General features: G+C 61.5%; 11 protein-coding genes and 2 pseudogenes. 4 read left to right on the top strand and 9 right to left on the bottom strand.

Annotated elements, in window-relative coordinates:
- Window positions 1–53: 53 nt before the first annotated feature.
- On the top strand, window positions 54–683 hold the full coding sequence (locus tag IEY47_RS11120; protein WP_188983294.1) for an SCO family protein: 630 nt from the start codon (window positions 54–56) through the stop codon (window positions 681–683).
- 33 nt (window positions 684–716) lie between these two features.
- Here the strand turns inward: IEY47_RS11120 and IEY47_RS11115 are convergent, their stop codons facing one another.
- From IEY47_RS11115 to IEY47_RS11105, 3 genes are all read right to left on the bottom strand, one after another.
- Window positions 717–941 carry a DUF1161 domain-containing protein gene (locus IEY47_RS11115; RefSeq protein WP_188983293.1) on the bottom strand — a complete coding sequence of 75 codons (225 nt, stop codon included), beginning with the start codon at window positions 939–941 and terminating at the stop codon, window positions 717–719.
- Window positions 942–1,008: 67 nt separating this feature from the next.
- Window positions 1,009–1,224 (bottom strand): dodecin, encoded by a 216-nt coding sequence (locus IEY47_RS11110; RefSeq protein ID WP_188983292.1) that lies wholly within the window; start codon window positions 1,222–1,224, stop codon window positions 1,009–1,011.
- A 99-nt stretch (window positions 1,225–1,323) separates the two neighbouring features.
- On the bottom strand, window positions 1,324–1,584 hold the full coding sequence (locus tag IEY47_RS11105; RefSeq protein WP_188983291.1) for a DUF1652 domain-containing protein: 261 nt from the start codon (window positions 1,582–1,584) through the stop codon (window positions 1,324–1,326).
- 386 nt (window positions 1,585–1,970) lie between these two features.
- On the opposite strand from IEY47_RS11105, the gene IEY47_RS11100 reads away from it, so the two are divergent.
- On the top strand, window positions 1,971–3,884 hold the full coding sequence (locus IEY47_RS11100) for an alkaline phosphatase D family protein (RefSeq protein ID WP_188983290.1): 1,914 nt from the start codon (window positions 1,971–1,973) through the stop codon (window positions 3,882–3,884).
- 247 nt (window positions 3,885–4,131) lie between these two features.
- Here IEY47_RS11100 and IEY47_RS11095 read toward each other — a convergent pair whose 3' ends face one another.
- Window positions 4,132–5,709 carry an aldehyde dehydrogenase (NADP(+)) gene (locus IEY47_RS11095; protein WP_188983289.1) on the bottom strand — a complete coding sequence of 526 codons (1,578 nt, stop codon included), beginning with the start codon at window positions 5,707–5,709 and terminating at the stop codon, window positions 4,132–4,134.
- A gap of 943 nt (window positions 5,710–6,652) precedes the next feature.
- Here IEY47_RS11095 and IEY47_RS11090 point away from each other — a divergent pair.
- Window positions 6,653–8,611, top strand: a complete 1,959-nt coding sequence (locus IEY47_RS11090) for an AAA family ATPase (RefSeq protein WP_188983288.1) — start codon at window positions 6,653–6,655, stop codon at window positions 8,609–8,611.
- Window positions 8,612–8,835: 224 nt separating this feature from the next.
- On the opposite strand, the gene norR is transcribed toward IEY47_RS11090, so the two are convergent.
- Window positions 8,836–10,386, bottom strand: a complete 1,551-nt coding sequence (norR, locus tag IEY47_RS11085) for a nitric oxide reductase transcriptional regulator NorR (RefSeq protein ID WP_188983287.1) — start codon at window positions 10,384–10,386, stop codon at window positions 8,836–8,838.
- 143 nt (window positions 10,387–10,529) lie between these two features.
- Between norR and hmpA the strand changes: the two genes are divergently transcribed.
- Window positions 10,530–11,711 (top strand): NO-inducible flavohemoprotein, encoded by a 1,182-nt coding sequence (hmpA, locus tag IEY47_RS11080; protein WP_188983286.1) that lies wholly within the window; start codon window positions 10,530–10,532, stop codon window positions 11,709–11,711.
- Window positions 11,712–11,810: 99 nt separating this feature from the next.
- On the opposite strand, the gene IEY47_RS11075 is transcribed toward hmpA, so the two are convergent.
- The 4 genes and pseudogenes from IEY47_RS11075 to IEY47_RS11065 all read right to left on the bottom strand — a co-directional run bounded on the left by IEY47_RS11075 (window position 11,811) and on the right by IEY47_RS11065 (window position 16,661).
- The gene (locus IEY47_RS11075; protein WP_188983285.1) at window positions 11,811–13,250 is read right to left on the bottom strand and encodes a chemotaxis protein CheW; all 1,440 of its coding nucleotides are present in this window, start codon (window positions 13,248–13,250) and stop codon (window positions 11,811–11,813) included.
- A pseudogene (locus IEY47_RS20770) lies at window positions 13,250–13,693 on the bottom strand (methyl-accepting chemotaxis protein); the annotation flags it as partial. The gene IEY47_RS11075 and the pseudogene IEY47_RS20770, both read right to left, overlap by 1 nt.
- A gap of 162 nt (window positions 13,694–13,855) precedes the next feature.
- Window positions 13,856–15,001: pseudogene (locus IEY47_RS11070) on the bottom strand (PAS domain-containing protein); the annotation flags it as partial.
- 436 nt (window positions 15,002–15,437) lie between these two features.
- Window positions 15,438–16,661 (bottom strand): CaiB/BaiF CoA transferase family protein, encoded by a 1,224-nt coding sequence (locus IEY47_RS11065; protein WP_188983283.1) that lies wholly within the window; start codon window positions 16,659–16,661, stop codon window positions 15,438–15,440.
- Window positions 16,662–16,788: the final 127 nt, after the last annotated feature.

Genomic DNA, 16,788 nt, shown 5'->3' with positions numbered 1-16,788 from the left:
TACCGCTAACGAGGTGCCGCGCGCGCCCTCCCACGCCCAACGCTTGGATTCTCATGAGCCGCACCCAAAAACTTCTCATTCCCTTGATCGCGCTGATGCTCCTTCTGATTGGCGCGATCGTCTATCAAGTCATCGCGGGCAACGGCGAGGCGGACCGTTCGCGCCTGCTAAGCGCAGGAATTGTTCTGCTGCCGCAGAGCCGCGAGCTGCCTTCGTTGGAGATGACTGATCAGGATGGAGAGCCCCTTGCACTAGATGGGCTGACCGACAAGTGGAGCCTGTTGTTCTTCGGCTATACCTACTGCCCAGATATATGCCCGACGACGTTGGCCGAATTACGTCAGCTGGACGAGCAGCTCGCACCAGAGGTCAAGGAGCGTCTACGCGTGGTGCTGGTCACGGTTGACCCGGAGCGAGATACGCCCCAACAGCTTAAGCAATACCTCGCCTATTTCAATCCGACCTTCATCGGCCTCAACGGGGACATGGAGCAGATCAAAACCCTGGCGTCCCGCGTGAGCATCCCATTCATCCCGCCAGATACATCGAAGCCCGGCTATACCGTGGACCACAGCGGTAATCTCGCGGTTATCGGGCCAGACGGCAGGCAGCGTGGCTTCATACGCTCGCCGCTGGACGTGAAGGCGCTGGCAGAGCAGCTGCCGAATCTGATGGCCGAATAGAGCGATGCCCGGCTCATACCGGGCGCTCTGCTATCAACCGCGCTGATAGACGATGACGCGCTGCCCGCCGTCGCAACTTCCAACGGTTTGCAGTCCGGCTTCCTGGCCCTTTTCGACGATCTCCAAGGTGTACTGCGTAACGCCGTTGGCCTGGATCTTCGCCTCGATTTCCTGCTTCAGCTCTTCGCAAGGTTTGACCTGCGCCATACCTGCAGATGCGAAGCCCATCAGCGCTACCAACACACATAGTCTTTTCATCGTCGACACTCCTTCGTTCGTATCCCACGTCGTCGGGGCCATCACGGCCCCGTCCCCACCCGGCGTCTTAGCTGTTTACGATTCGAAAACCTACTTTTAGCGTGACTTGGTAGTGCGCGACCGCGCCGTTCTGAATGTGACCGCGCATCTCTGCCACCTCGAACCACTCCATCAACTCGACGCTCTTGGCCGCTTCCGCCAACGCATTGTTGATGGCGTCCTCGATGCTGGTAGTAGACGACCCTACTAACTCAACCTTCTTGTACGTGTGGTGATCAGTCATGCGCTTCTCCCATTTTTAAGTAGCCGTTATTCACGGCCTGTCATAAATGAGGCTACTGCGCAGGGTCAGAAGTTCAGGCCGGCACCGCGAGTACCGCGGTTACTCCATGCATTGCTTGATCATTGCCAGGGATTGGGGTGATACCGCTGCCAGATCCTCCTCCAGCGAGCGGATAAGCCCGCGCAACTGCTGCATGGATGGATTGTGTGGGCAGCGCAAGCCCCGCACCGCTAGCAAGGTTTCACCGCTAACAGGGTCATTGAGCTCAGCTTGGAATGCCCCTGCGCCATCCTTGCGCACGTCCACCCGGAATGGCTCGAAATAGATGTTCAATAATTCGCACGCGCGCGGAAATTCCATCGCCTATTGGCTCCCCCTCTCCACTCAGACCAACGTGCCCGATAGCCCCACAGACGGAATAGAAAGCGATCTATCCAGATCGCCAAGCAGCCAGCGCCGAACCCGCTGCCAAGCGAAACGATGCCCAAGCTTTAAGCGAAGCGCAACCCTACTTTCGGTCCCACGTGCTGCTCCCCATTTCCACACTCAAAAATCCCACCTATGGGAGAGCTTAGGCGATAGATAGCGGTCCGACACGCGCCGATGCAAGGGTGCCGATAACGGCATAAATCGCTCAACGACCGGCGCTCTGCAGGGGCAGAATACGGAACGGCGCCCCCCTAGGGTGGTCGATGATTCTTTCTCCGGTTGCGTAACCATTAACGCAACGACACCGTTGAGACCTCATGACACGCAACGCTTTGCCAGATGACTTACCTGCCGTACTCGCCGGCCCTTTGCTCAGACGAATTGAAGCCCAGCGAATTTGCCTCTGGCTGGTGGGTTCCGAGCACCTGTCGCTAACGCTCCAGCTACAAGGTGAAGGCTATGCGGCCGAATACCGGCTGTCCGCCTCACAGCTACGTGTGCTACCGCTGGGCACCCATGCCTTCCTGCATCTGATCGACGTCGAGCTGGAACGCGAGCTGCCTGTCGATCAACCGATCGCCTATGACTTGCTCATCGAGCATACGCAGGGCATCGCCCAGTGGGCCCCACATCTGTGTCATGCCAACCAAGCACGGCCGGACTTCGTACTGCGAGGCCGGCTGGATAACCTGCTGCATGGCTCCTGCCGCAAACCGCACCACCCCTCGCGGGATGGCCTGTCGCGGGTGGATGACCTGCTGGCCACGGCGCCCGCCGCGCACGAGCGCCCTGCGGTTCTGCTGATGACCGGCGATCAAATCTATGCGGATGACGTCGCCGGGCCGATGCTCGTTGCCATCCACCGCCTGATCGAGCGCCTGCAACTGTTCGGTGAATCGCTGGATGAGGCGACGACCGCAGACAGCGATGCCCTCTATGCCCATCCCGCGACCTACTACAGGCGCGAAGAGTTGTTACCTGCGATCAAGGCCAACCGTGACCTGCGCGAACGCTTTTTCGGCGGTACCGAGAAGCCGATCTTTACGAGCTCCAGCGCCCATAACCACCTCGTCACGCTGGCCGAAGTCTTCGCCATGTACCTCTTGGTCTGGTCGCCCACGCCATGGACCTTGATCGACATGGACATGCCGGCCCTCGCGGAGGAAAACGCCGAGCGCTACCGCCAAGAGCTGCCGTGCATCGAGGCCTTTCGCGACGGACTGCCTAACGTGGCGCGCGCCCTCGCGCACATCCCGACGTTGATGATCTTCGATGACCACGACATCAGCGATGACTGGAATCTGTCAACCCAGTGGGAGATGACCGCCTACGGTCACCCATTTTCCCGGCAGATCGTCGGCAACGCCTTGATCGGCTATTTGCTATGCCAAGGTTGGGGCAATCAACCGAACATCTTTGGCGAGCTGCTGGATGAATATCAGCAGATGGCGGAAAACGTCGACCAGCGTAACTATGTCGATGGCAAAAGGCTGGACGCTTTGATTGAGAACTTGAGCCGCTTCCAGCGCTGGGGTTACCACTTGGAAGGGACGCCAACGCTGATCGTGCTCGATACGCGCACGCGCCGTTGGCGTAGCGAATTTCACCCCAATCGGCCTTCCGGTCTCATGGATTGGGAAGCCCTTGTGGAGCTTCAGCAGGCATTGCTGGACCAAAAGAGCGCCGTCATCGTTTCGCCAGCGCCGATGTTCGGCGTAAAGCTCATCGAAGCGATACAGCGCATCTTCACCTGGACCGGCAACCCGCTGATGGTCGATGCCGAGAACTGGATGGCGCACCGAGGTGCCGCGCAGGTCATGATGAATATCTTCCGCCACTCCCGCACACCCGGTAACTACGTGATCCTGTCCGGCGACGTGCACTATTCATTCGTCTACGACATTCACCTGCGTCACCGGGACCGCGGCCCAAACCTCTGGCAGGTCACGAGCAGCGGCATAAAGAACGAATTTCCGCGACGACTGCTGGACTGGTTCGATCGCCTGAACCGCTGGCTGTATGCCCCTTGGTCGCCACTGAACTGGCTCACGAAACGTCGCGACCTCGAAGTGGTGCCCCGCGTACCCGACCGAGCGCGCTCTGGCGAACGGCTGTGGAATGGCGCCGGCATCGGTCAGTTGCACTTGAACGACGCCGGCGAACCCGTCGAAATCATCCAGCACAACGCGGATCACAGCCCGTCGGTGCGCTTCCACCGGCGGCAGCCTTAGGAACTCGGCTAGTAAAAGAGCCGCGGCTTTCACTCGCCCTACACGTAGGCGCTCCGAAGCCACGGCTGTCTCCTGCGAACCCCGCAGAAAGTCCCTCAGCGGAAAGCGCTGCTAACAACAACCGGCTCCAACCCCCTACGCATCCCTGCTCTGTAGGGCGGGTAAAACCCGCGGCTCTTTTCTTGCGCACCACGTAAAAAGCCCCTGACCCGCGAACGGGCCAGGGGCTTTCTTTACCGCACCGGTGTTACAGAGCGCCGGTGGATTTCTCGCCGTTCACCAGACGCTGAATACCCAGCGGATTGGCGTTTTTCAGGGCATCCGGCAGGAGTGCATCCGGGTAGTTCTGGTAGCAGACCGGACGCAAGAAGCGGTCGATCGCCAAGGTACCGACGGAGGTACCGCGCGAATCGGAGGTCGCCGGATAAGGGCCACCATGGACCATCGCATCGCACACTTCCACGCCTGTTGGGTAGCCGTTGACCAGCAAACGACCTGCCTTCTGCTCCAGGACCGGCACGATGTCGGCAAAGGTGCTGAAGTCGCCAGATTCGGCAATCAGCGTGGTAGTCAGTTGGCCATGCAGACCATGCAGTGCCTGGATTAGCTGCGCCTTGTCATCTACTTCGACGACGATGGTGGTCGGGCCGAAGACTTCTTCTTGCAGCAGCTCGTCACCGTTCAACAGCAGGCTCACGTCCGCCTTGAACAGCTGCGGTTTGGCCTGGTTGCCCTCTTGGGTCTGGCCTGCCAGGTGCTTCACGCCGCTATGGGCGTTCAGGGCCGCGAGACCTTTCTCGTAGCTCTTCAGCGTCCCAGCATTCAGCATGGTTTGCGGGGCTTGGTCCGCCATGGCGGCGCTCAGACCTTCGAGGAAGGTGCTGAACTCCGGCGAACGGATGCCGATGACCAAACCAGGGTTGGTACAGAACTGACCGCAACCCATGACCACCGACGCCGCCAGCTCAGAAGCGACGGCGCTGCCGCGCGCCTTCAGCGCTTCCGGCAGGACCAGCACCGGGTTGATGCTCGACATCTCGGCGAATACCGGAATAGGTTGTGGGCGTGCCGCGGCCATGTCGCACAGTGCGCGACCGCCTTTGAGCGAGCCAGTGAAACCAACCGCCTGGATAGCCGGATGTTTGACGAGGTTCTCGCCGACACCGCTGCCGTAAATCATGTTGAACACGCCCTTGGGCATGCCGGTTTTTTCCGCGGCGCGGATGATGGCATTAGCCACGCATTCAGCCGTCGCCATGTGGCCGCTGTGGGCCTTGAAGACGACCGGACACCCTGCCGCCAGCGCAGCAGCGGTATCGCCACCCGCCGTGGAGAATGCCAGTGGAAAGTTGGACGCGCCAAAGACGCCGACTGGGCCTACTGCCGTACGATACTGGCGCAGATCGACGCGCGGCATTGGCTTACGATCCGGCATGGCGGTATCGATACGGGCGCCATAGAAATCGCCGCGACGCAGGACTTTGGCGAACAGGCGCATCTGGCCACTGGTACGGCCCGTTTCACCTTTGATACGCGCATTGGGCAGCGCCGTTTCTTGCGTAACGAGTGCGGTGAAATCATCACCCAACGCATCGAGCTCGTCGGCGATGGCTTCAAGGAATTCGGCGCGCTTGGCAGCAGGCAGGCTGCGGTACGCAGGGTAAGCGGCTTCAGCAGCGCGGGCAGCGGCATCCACTTCCGCGGGCGTCGCCTGAGCGAAGTCATAGGACAACTTCTCACCTGTCGTGGCGTCGTAGCTATATACGAACTTGCCGCTCTCGCTGCTGCGGTCGCCACCAATGAAATTCTTGCCGGAAATCTGCATTGTTCTACTCCTTTACCTATCGGGGTTTTAGGTACATGTCCGGGGTCTGGTACGAACTTGAAGCCGGCACCCAGCCAATGCCATAGGAACCAATGTAACAGCCCTAAGCGTTCAAGTCATCGTACAACCGGATAAACACCTAGTTATGGGCAAGCAGACGCTGGTGAAGTTCGATCGCATGTCCAGAAGGTGATCTGCCGCGCTCCGTCACCGCCGGCCCCACCTCCTTCGATGACGTTCGTGCAAACCTTCGGCAATGGCAAAGCCCCGACGGGCAATGTGGACTAACGTTAAAGACGCGACCGAGATGCCAAGCGGAGAAACGTTCATGAACGAGCCACGCGAGACGCCTGAACAAGATGGCCCTCTGAAAGAAGTCCCAGAGGACGTTCGAGAAAACCTGGAGGAACAAGCACCTCCACCTGATCCAATTCCCGATCCGGGACCGCTGTAGCCTGACCCGCTATGCAGGGCTCTTGTAGGGCAAAATCCCAGAGGGCTTCCACCGGGAGGTGACCACCGTATTCGGCTTGGCCTCGTTGTGATGGCCCATATCGCTCGGTGGGTTACGCCTGCGGCTAACCCACCCTACGGATGGACGGGAATTTGTGATCTGCGCAGGCCCTTGTAGGGTGGAATCCCAAAGGGCTTCCACCAGGGTGGCCGCAGTATTTGGCATAGGCTCGGAATAACGTGCCTATATTGCTCTACGAATAGATGGCGGCTGGCTATCGCTGCACCCCTGTCCCGCAACATCCTGTATCCCGCCTAGTTCCTGGCAACCGACGAGTGGCATTTCCGTTCATCACGCGTTGCTTAAGAATGACAGGCAACGCCGATACCTAAGACGCAGGCAAACGTCACGGGTCGGTCATCGACACCGAGCGCGAATATGTCGCCGCCCACCCGCGCAGGGTGCCCGAAGTCTCAGCCCGGATACGCCATGAAAAAACCTTCGCTCGACCGCAAGCGCCGTCTGATCTGCCTCGTTTCGCTCGCCCTTGCGCTGGCCGTGCCCGCTGCGGGCTGGTACGGCTTCGCCCATCAGCCTGCGCCGACCGAAGCCGGCATGCTGGCCGAACTGAAGCAATCGACGAAGCCTTGGCGCGAGCATCGTGCCGACCTTTCCACCCTGGTCGATGACATGCGTGCACAGCGTATCGAAAGCGCAGCGCTCAGCGATGACGCAGTCTACGTGACCACTAAGGACGGTAGCCGGTACTGGCTGGCTGACCAATCCGGACGTATCAGCGAGCGCGTATTGCAGGATTACGGCCAAGGGCAGCAGCCGCTGTTCCCCGTCACGCTCTTCAATACCGACGGCGAGGCACCCTGGTACCGCGACGTGCTCGCCCAGTGGCCGCTGCTGCTCCTCCTGTTCGGTGGTATCGCCTACCTCTTCTACCGCTACCGGCCGCTGGAATCGAAAACCCGCGAAACCGGCATTTCCTTCGCCGACGTGGTCGGTGCGAGCGAAGCCAAGCTCGCCCTGCAGGATGTCGCGGCTTATCTGCGCGATCCACAAACCTATGCCGCGCTCGGTGCCCGGCCACCGAAGGGCGTGTTGCTGACCGGCGACCCAGGTACCGGCAAGACGCAACTGGCCAAGGCGTTGGCCACCGAATGCGATGCGAATTTCATTCAGGTGACCGGCAGTGACTTCTCGTCCATGTATTTCGGCGTCGGCATCCAGAAGGTCAAGGCGCTGTTCCGTAACGCACGCAAGCAGGCGCCTTGCATCATCTTCATCGACGAGATCGACGGGATCGGTCGTCGCGGCGAACAGAACCGCTCCAGCGACGCGGAAGGTAACCGCATCGTCAACCAATTCCTCACCGAACTCGATGGCTTTAGCGCCGATACCGGCATCCTCGTACTCGGTGCGACCAACTTCCCGAATGCACTTGACCCTGCGCTGGTCCGCGAAGGCCGCTTCGACCGCAGCATCGCCGTCGGCCTGCCCACGCTGTCCGAGCGTGAGCAGCTATTCGAACTGTATGCCGGAAAACTCAAGGCCGTCGGCGAGATCGACGTGCCTCTGCTCGCGCGCAATTGCGTGGGGCTGACCCCGGCGGCCATCGCCTACATCGTCAACCACGCAGCCTTGCTCGCGGCACGACAGAAAGCGAGTCGTGTGGACATGCAGCACTTCGTCGATGCCATCGAAACCTGCCGTATCGGCGAGTCGCCGGTAGGTGTTACCGCGCTGTCGCCGACTGATCGCACCCGCATTGCCGTTCACGAAGCCGGCCACGCCATCGTCGCGGCGGCCCTCAACACTGGCCGGGTCGAGAAGGTCACCATCCTGCCGCGGGGCCAGGCGCTGGGCGTTACCTTGGTCACGCCGGTGGAAGACAAGCGTCTGCACCTCGAATCCGAGTTGCGCGCGCGTATTCAGATGTTGCTGGCTGGCCGGAATGCCGAGCAGCTGTACTTCCACGAAGTCTCGTCCGGCGCCGGCCAGGATCTGGTGGAAGCCAGCAAACTCGCGTTGTCCATGGTCGGCCAACTGGGCATGGGGCCGAAGGGCTCGTTGCTCAGTCTGCAAGCCATCCGTGACGCGCATCTTGAGAGTGATCCGCGCGAAGCGCTGCAAGCGGCCGATGATCTGCTGCAGGAACTCAACCGTGAATGCTTCGCCCTACTGCAACGCCTGCAACCGGCGCTGGATCAAGTGACCGAACGTTTGCTCGAAGTAGAGACCGTACCCGGTGGCGAAGTGCTGGACGCCATCGCGGCGCTGCCTCACGACGTGCGCCACATCCATCCTGGGCATCTGCACGGCGGGCGCCACCTGGAACGCGTGGCCGCCAGTGCCTATGACCAGTTCGACCCGCTGTACGATCTGTCGCAACCTGATATCCGCGACCGTGAAGAAGACTGCGGGCCGGGGATGGCGTAAGCGTAACTACGCCGGGTAAGAGGGCGACTAAAGCGGATGGAAGCCCCGTTGCCCCCGATAGTTAACGTTGGGGGCGACGCATCGACCGGATGCCGCAAACTGTGGGATCTAAAAGCGCGGGTTTTACCCGCGCTACGGTTGCGGTCGGCTTTCAGCTCGTAGACCGGGTGTAACCCGGGTGCCGCAGTCGGCCGCCCTGCCGCCAGCCGCGACGGACATCTGCCCTACCGAAGTCCGAGCCGCTTCGCCAGGCGATTGAGATTGGCGCGATCCACCCCCAACGCCTTCGCTGCATCGCTCCAACGATGGCCATGATGTGCCAATGCGGTTTCGATAAGACGGCGCTGATAGGCATCGACTGCCAGGCGCAGGTCCGCCACAGCCGTTTCCGGCGCAGCAAGCGGCAAGTCATCGCGGACGACAGCGACCCCCGGCAGCTGCAAATCCTCACCTTCCAGCGCCAAGATCTGCGAGCGCTCACCGCGATGAGCGGACACCACGCGCAGCGCTGCGCGTGCGATCAGGTGCTCAAGTTCACGAACGTTACCCGGCCAGTCGTAACGCAGCAGTTCGGCCTGGGCAGTGGCGGCGAGTCTCAAACCCCGCAACCCAAGCCGCACGCGGTTCTCCTCAAGAAAGTAGCCGGCCAGCAGTAGCACATCACGCCCGCGGTCGCGCAGCGCCGGCACGCGCAGCGGATAGACGCTCAATCGATGGTAGAGATCCGCTCGAAAACGGCCCACACGGACTTCTTCCGCCAGGTCACGATTGGTCGCGGCCAGCACGCGTACGTCCACACGGTGTTCGCGGTCCGAGCCCACCCGCTGTAGTTGACCGTCCTGCAACACTCGCAGCAATTTGGCCTGGACCGCGAGGGGCAATTCGCCGACTTCATCGAGGAACAAGGTGCCGCCATCCGCTAGTTCGAACTTGCCCGCGCGCGGTTGATGGGCCCCAGAAAAGGCACCGCGGACGTGGCCGAACAGCTCGCTTTCCACCAGGTTCTCCGGCAATGCTGCGCAGTTGACGCTGATCATCGGCTTACGCGAGCGGCGTGAAGCGGCATGCAACGCTTGCGCAACGAGCTCCTTGCCGACGCCCGTTTCGCCGGTGATCAGCACGGCCAAATCGCTCTCGCCGACGAGCAGGATTTCCTCCCGCAATGCGTTCATGGCGGTACTTTGCCCGATGGGCTCCCGCGGCGATCGATCCCCCGCCGCCTGCCGATAAACGTCCGCCAGCTGCCGCTCATCCTCGATCCGGCGGTTAAGCGTGTCGATACGCTCGGCGGCCCGTACAGTCGCCGCGGCCAGCGTTGCAAAGGCTTCCAGAGATTCCGGATCGACCTCATCGAAGCAGGCAGGGTCCAGCGAATCCAACGTCAGCAGGCCCCAGAGGTTATCGTCGACATACAGCGGGCATCCCATACAGTCGTGCACTTCGAGGGAATCGTCGGGCGTCTGGACAAGGCCGTCATAGGGGTCTGGTAGATCACAATCCGCAGCGAAGCGCGTCACGCCGCGATGCGCCAACAAACGCTCCAGGCGGGGATGATCCTCGATTCGAAACCGCCGCCCCAGCGTATCGGGGCTCAGCCCCTCCACTGCAACCGGCACCAGCACCCGTCCCTCCAGGCGCAGCAGGGCCACGGCATCGCTTGGTAACCAGCTGCGGAGGGCCGCCAGGAGCCGGGCGTAACGCTCCTGCTCGGGCATGTCGCGGCCTAAGTCGGCCACCAGCGGCAGCAGTGCCTGAAACAAGGGATTCCGAGTCATTGTGACTCTCCGGCCAGTCAGATTGACTCGAAAAAAGGCGAGTCGAAATGACCCTAATACGCCTACAGGCCGCAATTTGCAAAGGCCTTCGTGCTGGCATGGAAACTGAAAAGCCCTCAGTGAATTCTTCTGGAGACACCGCCATGCTCACTGCAGCCCAACGCGACATCATCAAGGCCACGATCCCTTTGCTGGAAACCGGCGGAGAAGCGCTGACCACCCACATGTATCAACGCATGTTCGCGCGCCATCCCGAGGTCAAGGCCCTGTTCAACCAGACGCACCAGGGCCGCGGTAACCAGCCTCGCGCATTGGCCATGGCCGTTCTGGCGTACGCGCGCAATATCGATCGGCTCGAGCAGCTTGGCCCATTGGTAGGCCAGATCGTCGCCAAGCACGTGTCGCTGAATATTCTGCCAAGACACTATCCGATCGTCGGCGAGAATCTGTTGGCGGCCATCCGGGAAGTATTGGGCGAAGAGATCGCCACCGATGCCGTCATCGACGCCTGGGCCGTTGCCTACGGCCAACTGGCCGATTTGCTCATGGGCATCGAGGAAAAAACCTATGCGGACTTCGAATCCAGTACCGGCGGCTGGCGCGGCGCTCGGCCTTTCAAGGTAGCGCGCAAAGTCCGCGAAAGCGCGGCGATCACCTCGTTCTACCTACAGCCGGCAGACGGCGGCCCCGTGGCCGGTTTCAAACCCGGCCAATACATCGGTGTGCGTTTGTTGATCGACGGTCAGGAGGTGCGCCGAAACTATTCGCTGTCCGCCCTGAGCAATGGGCATGAATACCGCATCAGCGTGAAGCGCGAACCGAACGGCGTGGCGTCGTCCTTTCTCCATGAGCGGGTCGCCGAAGGCGATGTCGTCGAACTCTTTCCACCGGCGGGTGACTTCACGCTGGCCGACTCGAACAAGCCACTGGTGCTCATCAGTGCGGGTGTCGGCATCACGCCTGCATTGACGATGCTCGAAGCGGCGCAGGACAGCGGCCGTCCGATCCACTTCATCCACTGCGCCCGCAATGCTGACGTGCATGCGTTCGATAGCTGGTTGAAAGCGCGCTGCGCCGAGGTACCGCAGCTGCGCTACCGCGTTTGCTATAGCGACCCAGCAGCTGACGATGTGTGCGATGCGCAAGGTCTGCTGGACCAGACGCGTTTGGCCGAATGGCTACCGGAGGATCGTGACGTGGATGCCTACTTCCTCGGACCGAAGCCGTTCATGGCGATGATGAAGCGCTCGCTCCGCGAACTCGGCGTGCCGGACGCCCAAGCGCGCTACGAGTTCTTCGGCCCAGCGGAGGCCTTGGACGCGTAGAGCGGCAGGCGTGCTGGCTTTGGTAGGGCGGGTGCAACCCGCGGCTCTTCAAGAACGCGGGTTGCACCCGCCCTACCGCACTTTTACACACCCGGCTTTTCACACCCGGCTTTCCAACTCCTTGACCAACCCCTGCAGGTCCACCAAGGGCGCCATGCGGGTCCGCCCCTGACTGCCCACGCTCACCAGCGCGCGAGCGCGCGTGTTGACGGCCGCCTGACGCATGTCGGCGGCTTGCCAGGCATCGTCAAGTCGCGCGCTGTCGAATTGGGTGAAGGTGTCGATCGTGTCGATCGTGTCCACCGCCAGACCAAACGTGGCCGCTTCACCGCGGACGATCAGCACTTGGCTGCTCTCCCCACGCCGCAACGCAGGATCGGCTTCCATCAAACCGCTGAGGCTTACCAGCGGAATCTGCTCGCCACGCAATTCGAACAGGCCGAGCAAGTGATTTTCCGGCTGTGCCAGGCTGACCAAATCGTGCGGAACGGGAAGGATTTCCTGAATCTGCCCCAGAGGCGCGACGAACTGGTGCGGCGCATGGAACAGCAGGCAGGCTTGTTGGCGGGCGCGCTGCCGCGTACTGACGGCGTCTTCCTGCGGCCCGCTTTGCTGATAGAGCTTGGCGAGGTTCGCCATGCTACGCCGGCTGCACAGGTTGACGTGGTCCAATAACAGCGCGTGACGCCCACCCTCGAAAGGAAAGGTACCGGCGAACAAGTCCGGCTCGCGCAAGCCGAAGCGGGGAATCTGTCCCAAATTCGCGGACTCCAGCCGCTGCATCGACACCAACGCGTCGTAACCAAAGCCAAAGCGATCGCCCGCTGGCGTCGACAACACCATGAGCTGCGCCCGGTCCGATGTGGTCTTCGTCTCCAACCCCAACAGCATGGACAGATTCACGACCGGCACCCGCACACCGCGCACGTCGGCAATGCTTGGGCACATCTCCCCTGGAAAATCCGCCGGAGAAAGGCGCGGCTTATCGACGAGTTCCGTCACCGCCGCCGCGTCGATGGCGAAGTCACGCCCGTCGCAGGCGAACACCAGATAGTGCCGCTGGGTGAACCGCACATGCCGTTCCGCTTCGCGTTGCGACGGCTGTTCGGCGCTGGCGAAGAACACAGACGGCAGATCCGCCAGCGCCTTCAAATCCAGCCGATAGATCAACCGTTCACCGATCGCCGCCATATGCGGAAATAGCTCACTTCCCTGGGCGCGCGCTGCAATCCCCGTGAAACAGGCCTCTTCGAGCCGAACGACGTCCGCGACCGAGTCGATTGCGACACCCAAGCGCCCCTTGCCAAACCGCAGGACCGCGACGCGGCTCGGCGCCTCGCTTGCCGGCAAACCCAAGCTGCGGCGCAGATCGAACAACGGCAATGGCTGGCCCCGCAGGCTGAACACGCCTAGCAGGTTGTCGGACGCAGCAGGGTGCGGTGCGATCGATGCAGGCCAGTCGACGATCTCTTGCAGAGCCTCGGCGTCCACCGCGATGTCGCTGCCCGCAATACGTACGACCCCGTAGGGGACCTTCATTACGCGAGGCCTTTTTCGACAGCGTTGCTTTCCTTGATGGTCTGCAATTCGTGAATCAATGTGGCCACTGCATCAGCAGCCGACACTTGGGCATCGGTGGCGGTGTTGATGTGGTCGATCGCCCCTGTCGTATGCACAACGCCTTCGACGATTTGCTCGAATGCATTGCCCGCCTCACGGGAGATCTCGTTGCCGGACTGGATACGCTTGACGGTTTCGAGAATGAGCTTGTTGATCTCTTTCGTTGCCGCCGACGACTTCTCGGCAAGCTTGCGCACCTCGTCCGCGACGACGGAAAAGCCCAGGCCGTGCTCACCTGCGCGTGCGGCCTCGATGGCCGCATTGAAGGCCAGCATGTTGGTCTGCCCGGCAATGTCGCTGATGACCTGAATGATGTCCTGGATGCTTTCTGCCGACTGGCCGATGGCGTTCATGGATTCATTCGCCCGCACCAGCGTCTTCGAACCGCGCTCCGCTTCTTCGCGGGTCAGCTGCGCCAGTTGGTTAGCCTCGCGCGTGTTCTCCGCCACCCGGGCAATGGCGGCCGACAGCGAGGCCACCGCTTCGCTCATGGCCTTCGACTTGGCTTCGATCGCCTGCTCCAGTTCGACCTGTGCGGTGATATCGGTGGCGAACTTCACCACCTTGTATGGCTGCCCATCGGCGTCGAAGATCGGGTTGTAGGTCGCCTGAATCCAGATGTGCTGTCCGTACTTGCTCAAGCGCATGAAGCGTCCGGAGAAGAATTCGCCCTTGGCCAGACGGTTCCAGAAATCGCGGTACTCGGTGCCACGCACGTAGCTCTCGGTGCAGAAGACGCGGTGATGCTGACCGAGGATCTCGTCGAGTCGATAGCCGGTGACCTTCAGGAAGTTTTCGTTGGCGTTGAGGATGTTCCCGGACATATCGAACTCGATCACCGCCTGGGCCCGGCCAATCGCATCCACCTTGCCTTTGAACTCGGCGTTGCGCTTGCGCTCCTCGGTGATGTCGGTCGCGACTTTTACCACCTTGTACGGCTTACCACAGGCGTTGAAGATCGGGTTGTAGCTCGCCTGGATCCACACTTCGCGCCCGCCTTTCCCGAGGCGCTTGTACTCGCCTGCGTCGAACTCGCCACGGGACAGTTTTTCCCAGAAATCGCGGTAATCGCGACTGGCCGCGTAGTCATCCGGGCAAAACAAACGGTGATGCCGGCCAATGATGTCTTCAAGCTGATACCCCATCGCCGCCAGAAAATTTTCGTTGGCGTTGAGAATATGGCCCTGCAGATCGAACTCGATCATCGCCTGCGAACGGTCGATGGCTGCGATCTTGCCGGCATAGTCGGCGTTACGCTGACGCGCTTCGGTGATGTCCGTGGCGAACTTGACCACCTTCACCGGTTTGCCACGCATATCTAGGATCGGGTTGTAGGACGCCTGCAACCAGATTTCCTTGCCGTCCCGCCCGACCCGCTGGTACTCGCCAGAGTCGACCTCGCCCTTAGCCAGACGCTCCCAGAACTCGCGGTATTCCCGGCTGGCCGCGTAGTCTTCCAGGCAGAACATGCGGTGGTGTTGCCCCCTGATTTCATCCAGCGTATAGCCGATGCAGGCGAGGAAATTCGCATTGGCATCCAGCACGTGGCCAGACAGGTCAAATTCGATAAGTGCCTGTGAGCGGTGAACAGCGTGCCAGAGGGAATGAACATCGAGTTCGTATTCGCCGTTGTGATCTTCAGCCACAGCGGTTTCGTTAGCGAGCGACATGGGGCGCATCATCCTTGGAGAGGTGGATCGTGCCATTAGCATCGGCTTCTCCCGACCGGACTTGAATCCGCGAACTGACTATCTCGCTGATAGAAAAGAACCATTAAGAGGCTCTAACCCGCGTACTGCGCGGCTTTTTGACGAGTAGTCGAACAAACCCTGCAGACGAGTGGTAGCGAAATGGAATCGGGCGGTGGGAACTTGCGTGCCAGTGCTGCCTTTGTAGCGGGGAACGGTATCGCGGTCTCGCCAGACGCCTTGTAGGGGCGATGGGGCGGCCATCCGCTTTAGTCGCGAGCGATCTTGGCCCAGCCCCCCTGTCGCCTGCCGGAACCATATTTAAGCAGCCCTTCTACGAAGGGCTTGGCGACTGAAGTCGCCCCTACATCCGAGCTGGCTATATCACGCCGCCCGGTCGCCCCTACAGGATGGCCCGCTATATCACGCCGTTCGCTCGCAGCGCGTCGATCCTTTCGGTCGGCATCGCCAGCCAATCGGCGAGCACCTCTCCGGTGTGCTGCCCGAGCAAAGGCGGCGCCAGGCGATAGTCCACCGGCGTCTGGGAAAGCCGGATCGGGCTGGCGACGCTTGGCACGGAGCCCGCCAGCGGATGCGGCAGATCGATACGCAGGGCGCGCGCCTGCACCTGTGCATCGGCGAACACCTGTTCCAGATCGTTGATGGGCCCGCACGGCACGCCAGCGGCTTCCAATTGGGCGACCCATTCGCCCGTCGTGCGGAACACCGTGACCTGCCGGATCAGCGGAACGAGCACGTCCCGGTGGGCGACGCGCGCTTTGTTACTGGCAAAACGCGGGTCGTCGGCCCATTCCGGGCGGCCCGCCACTTCGCAAAAGCGGCGGAATTGGCCGTCATTGCCGACGGTGAGAATGATGTCGCCATCCGCGGTCGGAAAGTCCTGATAGGGGACGATGTTGGGATGCGCATTGCCCAGTCGGCGCGGTGCCACGCCGGTCGTGAGGTAGTTCAAGGCTTGATTCGCCAGGCACGCCACCTGTACGTCCAATAGCGCCATGTCGATGTGCTGTCCTTCGCCGGTCCGATCACGGTGGTTCAAGGCGGCCAGAATGGCCGTTGTCGCGTACAGGCCGGTCAGCACGTCGGTCAGCGCCACGCCCACCTTGACCGGGCCTGCGCCCACCTCGTCGTCGGCACGTCCCGTCAAACTCATCAACCCGCCAAGGCCCTGGACCATGTAGTCGTAACCGGCCCGATTCGCGTAGGGGCCGGTCTGCCCGAACCCCGTGATCGAGCAGTAGACGAGCCGCGGGTTGATTGCCTTCAAGGCTGCATAGTCCAGCCCATAGGCCTTTAGCCCGCCGACCTTGAAGTTCTCCACCAGCACATCACACCCTGCGACCAGATCACGAAGAATGGCCTGGCCTTCCGGGTTGGTGAAATCCACCGTGACAGATCGCTTGTTACGGTTGGCGGCTAGAAAATAGGCGGCTTCGCCCGTTTCGCCACCCGCGTCGTCCTTGAGAAATGGTGGGCCCCAGTGACGGGTGTCGTCACCCACGGCGGGCCGCTCGATCTTGACGACATCGGCCCCGAGATCGCCGAGGATCTGGCTCGACCACGGGCCAGCCAGTACACGGGACAGGTCGAGAACGCGTAGATGTGACAGTGCGCCTGACATGGCTTCATCCTGATCAAGGGTGGGTAGGCGACTGAAGCGGAGCGCCGCCCGGCGGATAGCCGCCCGGTCGCCACTACGAAAAGCAGCGGTACTGTAGGGGCGACCGGGCGGCGCTCCGCTTTAGTCG

This window comes from Pseudomonas matsuisoli, assembly GCF_014647635.1.
Taxonomy (GTDB): domain Bacteria; phylum Pseudomonadota; class Gammaproteobacteria; order Pseudomonadales; family Pseudomonadaceae; genus Pseudomonas_P; species Pseudomonas_P matsuisoli.
Note: the sequence above shows the minus strand (reverse complement) of the source record. Positions and strands in the feature narration are given on the sequence as shown.

Coding starts and splice junctions, on each gene's coding strand:
- IEY47_RS11090 (WP_188983288.1), top strand. CDS start 6,653: ATGAAAAAACCTTCGCTCGACCGCAAGCGCCGTCTGATCTGCCTCGTT.
- IEY47_RS11100 (WP_188983290.1), top strand. CDS start 1,971: ATGACACGCAACGCTTTGCCAGATGACTTACCTGCCGTACTCGCCGGC.
- IEY47_RS11105 (WP_188983291.1), bottom strand. CDS start 1,584: ATGGAATTTCCGCGCGCGTGCGAATTATTGAACATCTATTTCGAGCCA.
- IEY47_RS11110 (WP_188983292.1), bottom strand. CDS start 1,224: ATGACTGATCACCACACGTACAAGAAGGTTGAGTTAGTAGGGTCGTCT.
- IEY47_RS11075 (WP_188983285.1), bottom strand. CDS start 13,250: ATGAAGGTCCCCTACGGGGTCGTACGTATTGCGGGCAGCGACATCGCG.
- IEY47_RS11115 (WP_188983293.1), bottom strand. CDS start 941: ATGAAAAGACTATGTGTGTTGGTAGCGCTGATGGGCTTCGCATCTGCA.
- norR (WP_188983287.1), bottom strand. CDS start 10,386: ATGACTCGGAATCCCTTGTTTCAGGCACTGCTGCCGCTGGTGGCCGAC.
- IEY47_RS11095 (WP_188983289.1), bottom strand. CDS start 5,709: ATGCAGATTTCCGGCAAGAATTTCATTGGTGGCGACCGCAGCAGCGAG.
- IEY47_RS11065 (WP_188983283.1), bottom strand. CDS start 16,661: ATGTCAGGCGCACTGTCACATCTACGCGTTCTCGACCTGTCCCGTGTA.
- hmpA (WP_188983286.1), top strand. CDS start 10,530: ATGCTCACTGCAGCCCAACGCGACATCATCAAGGCCACGATCCCTTTG.
- IEY47_RS11120 (WP_188983294.1), top strand. CDS start 54: ATGAGCCGCACCCAAAAACTTCTCATTCCCTTGATCGCGCTGATGCTC.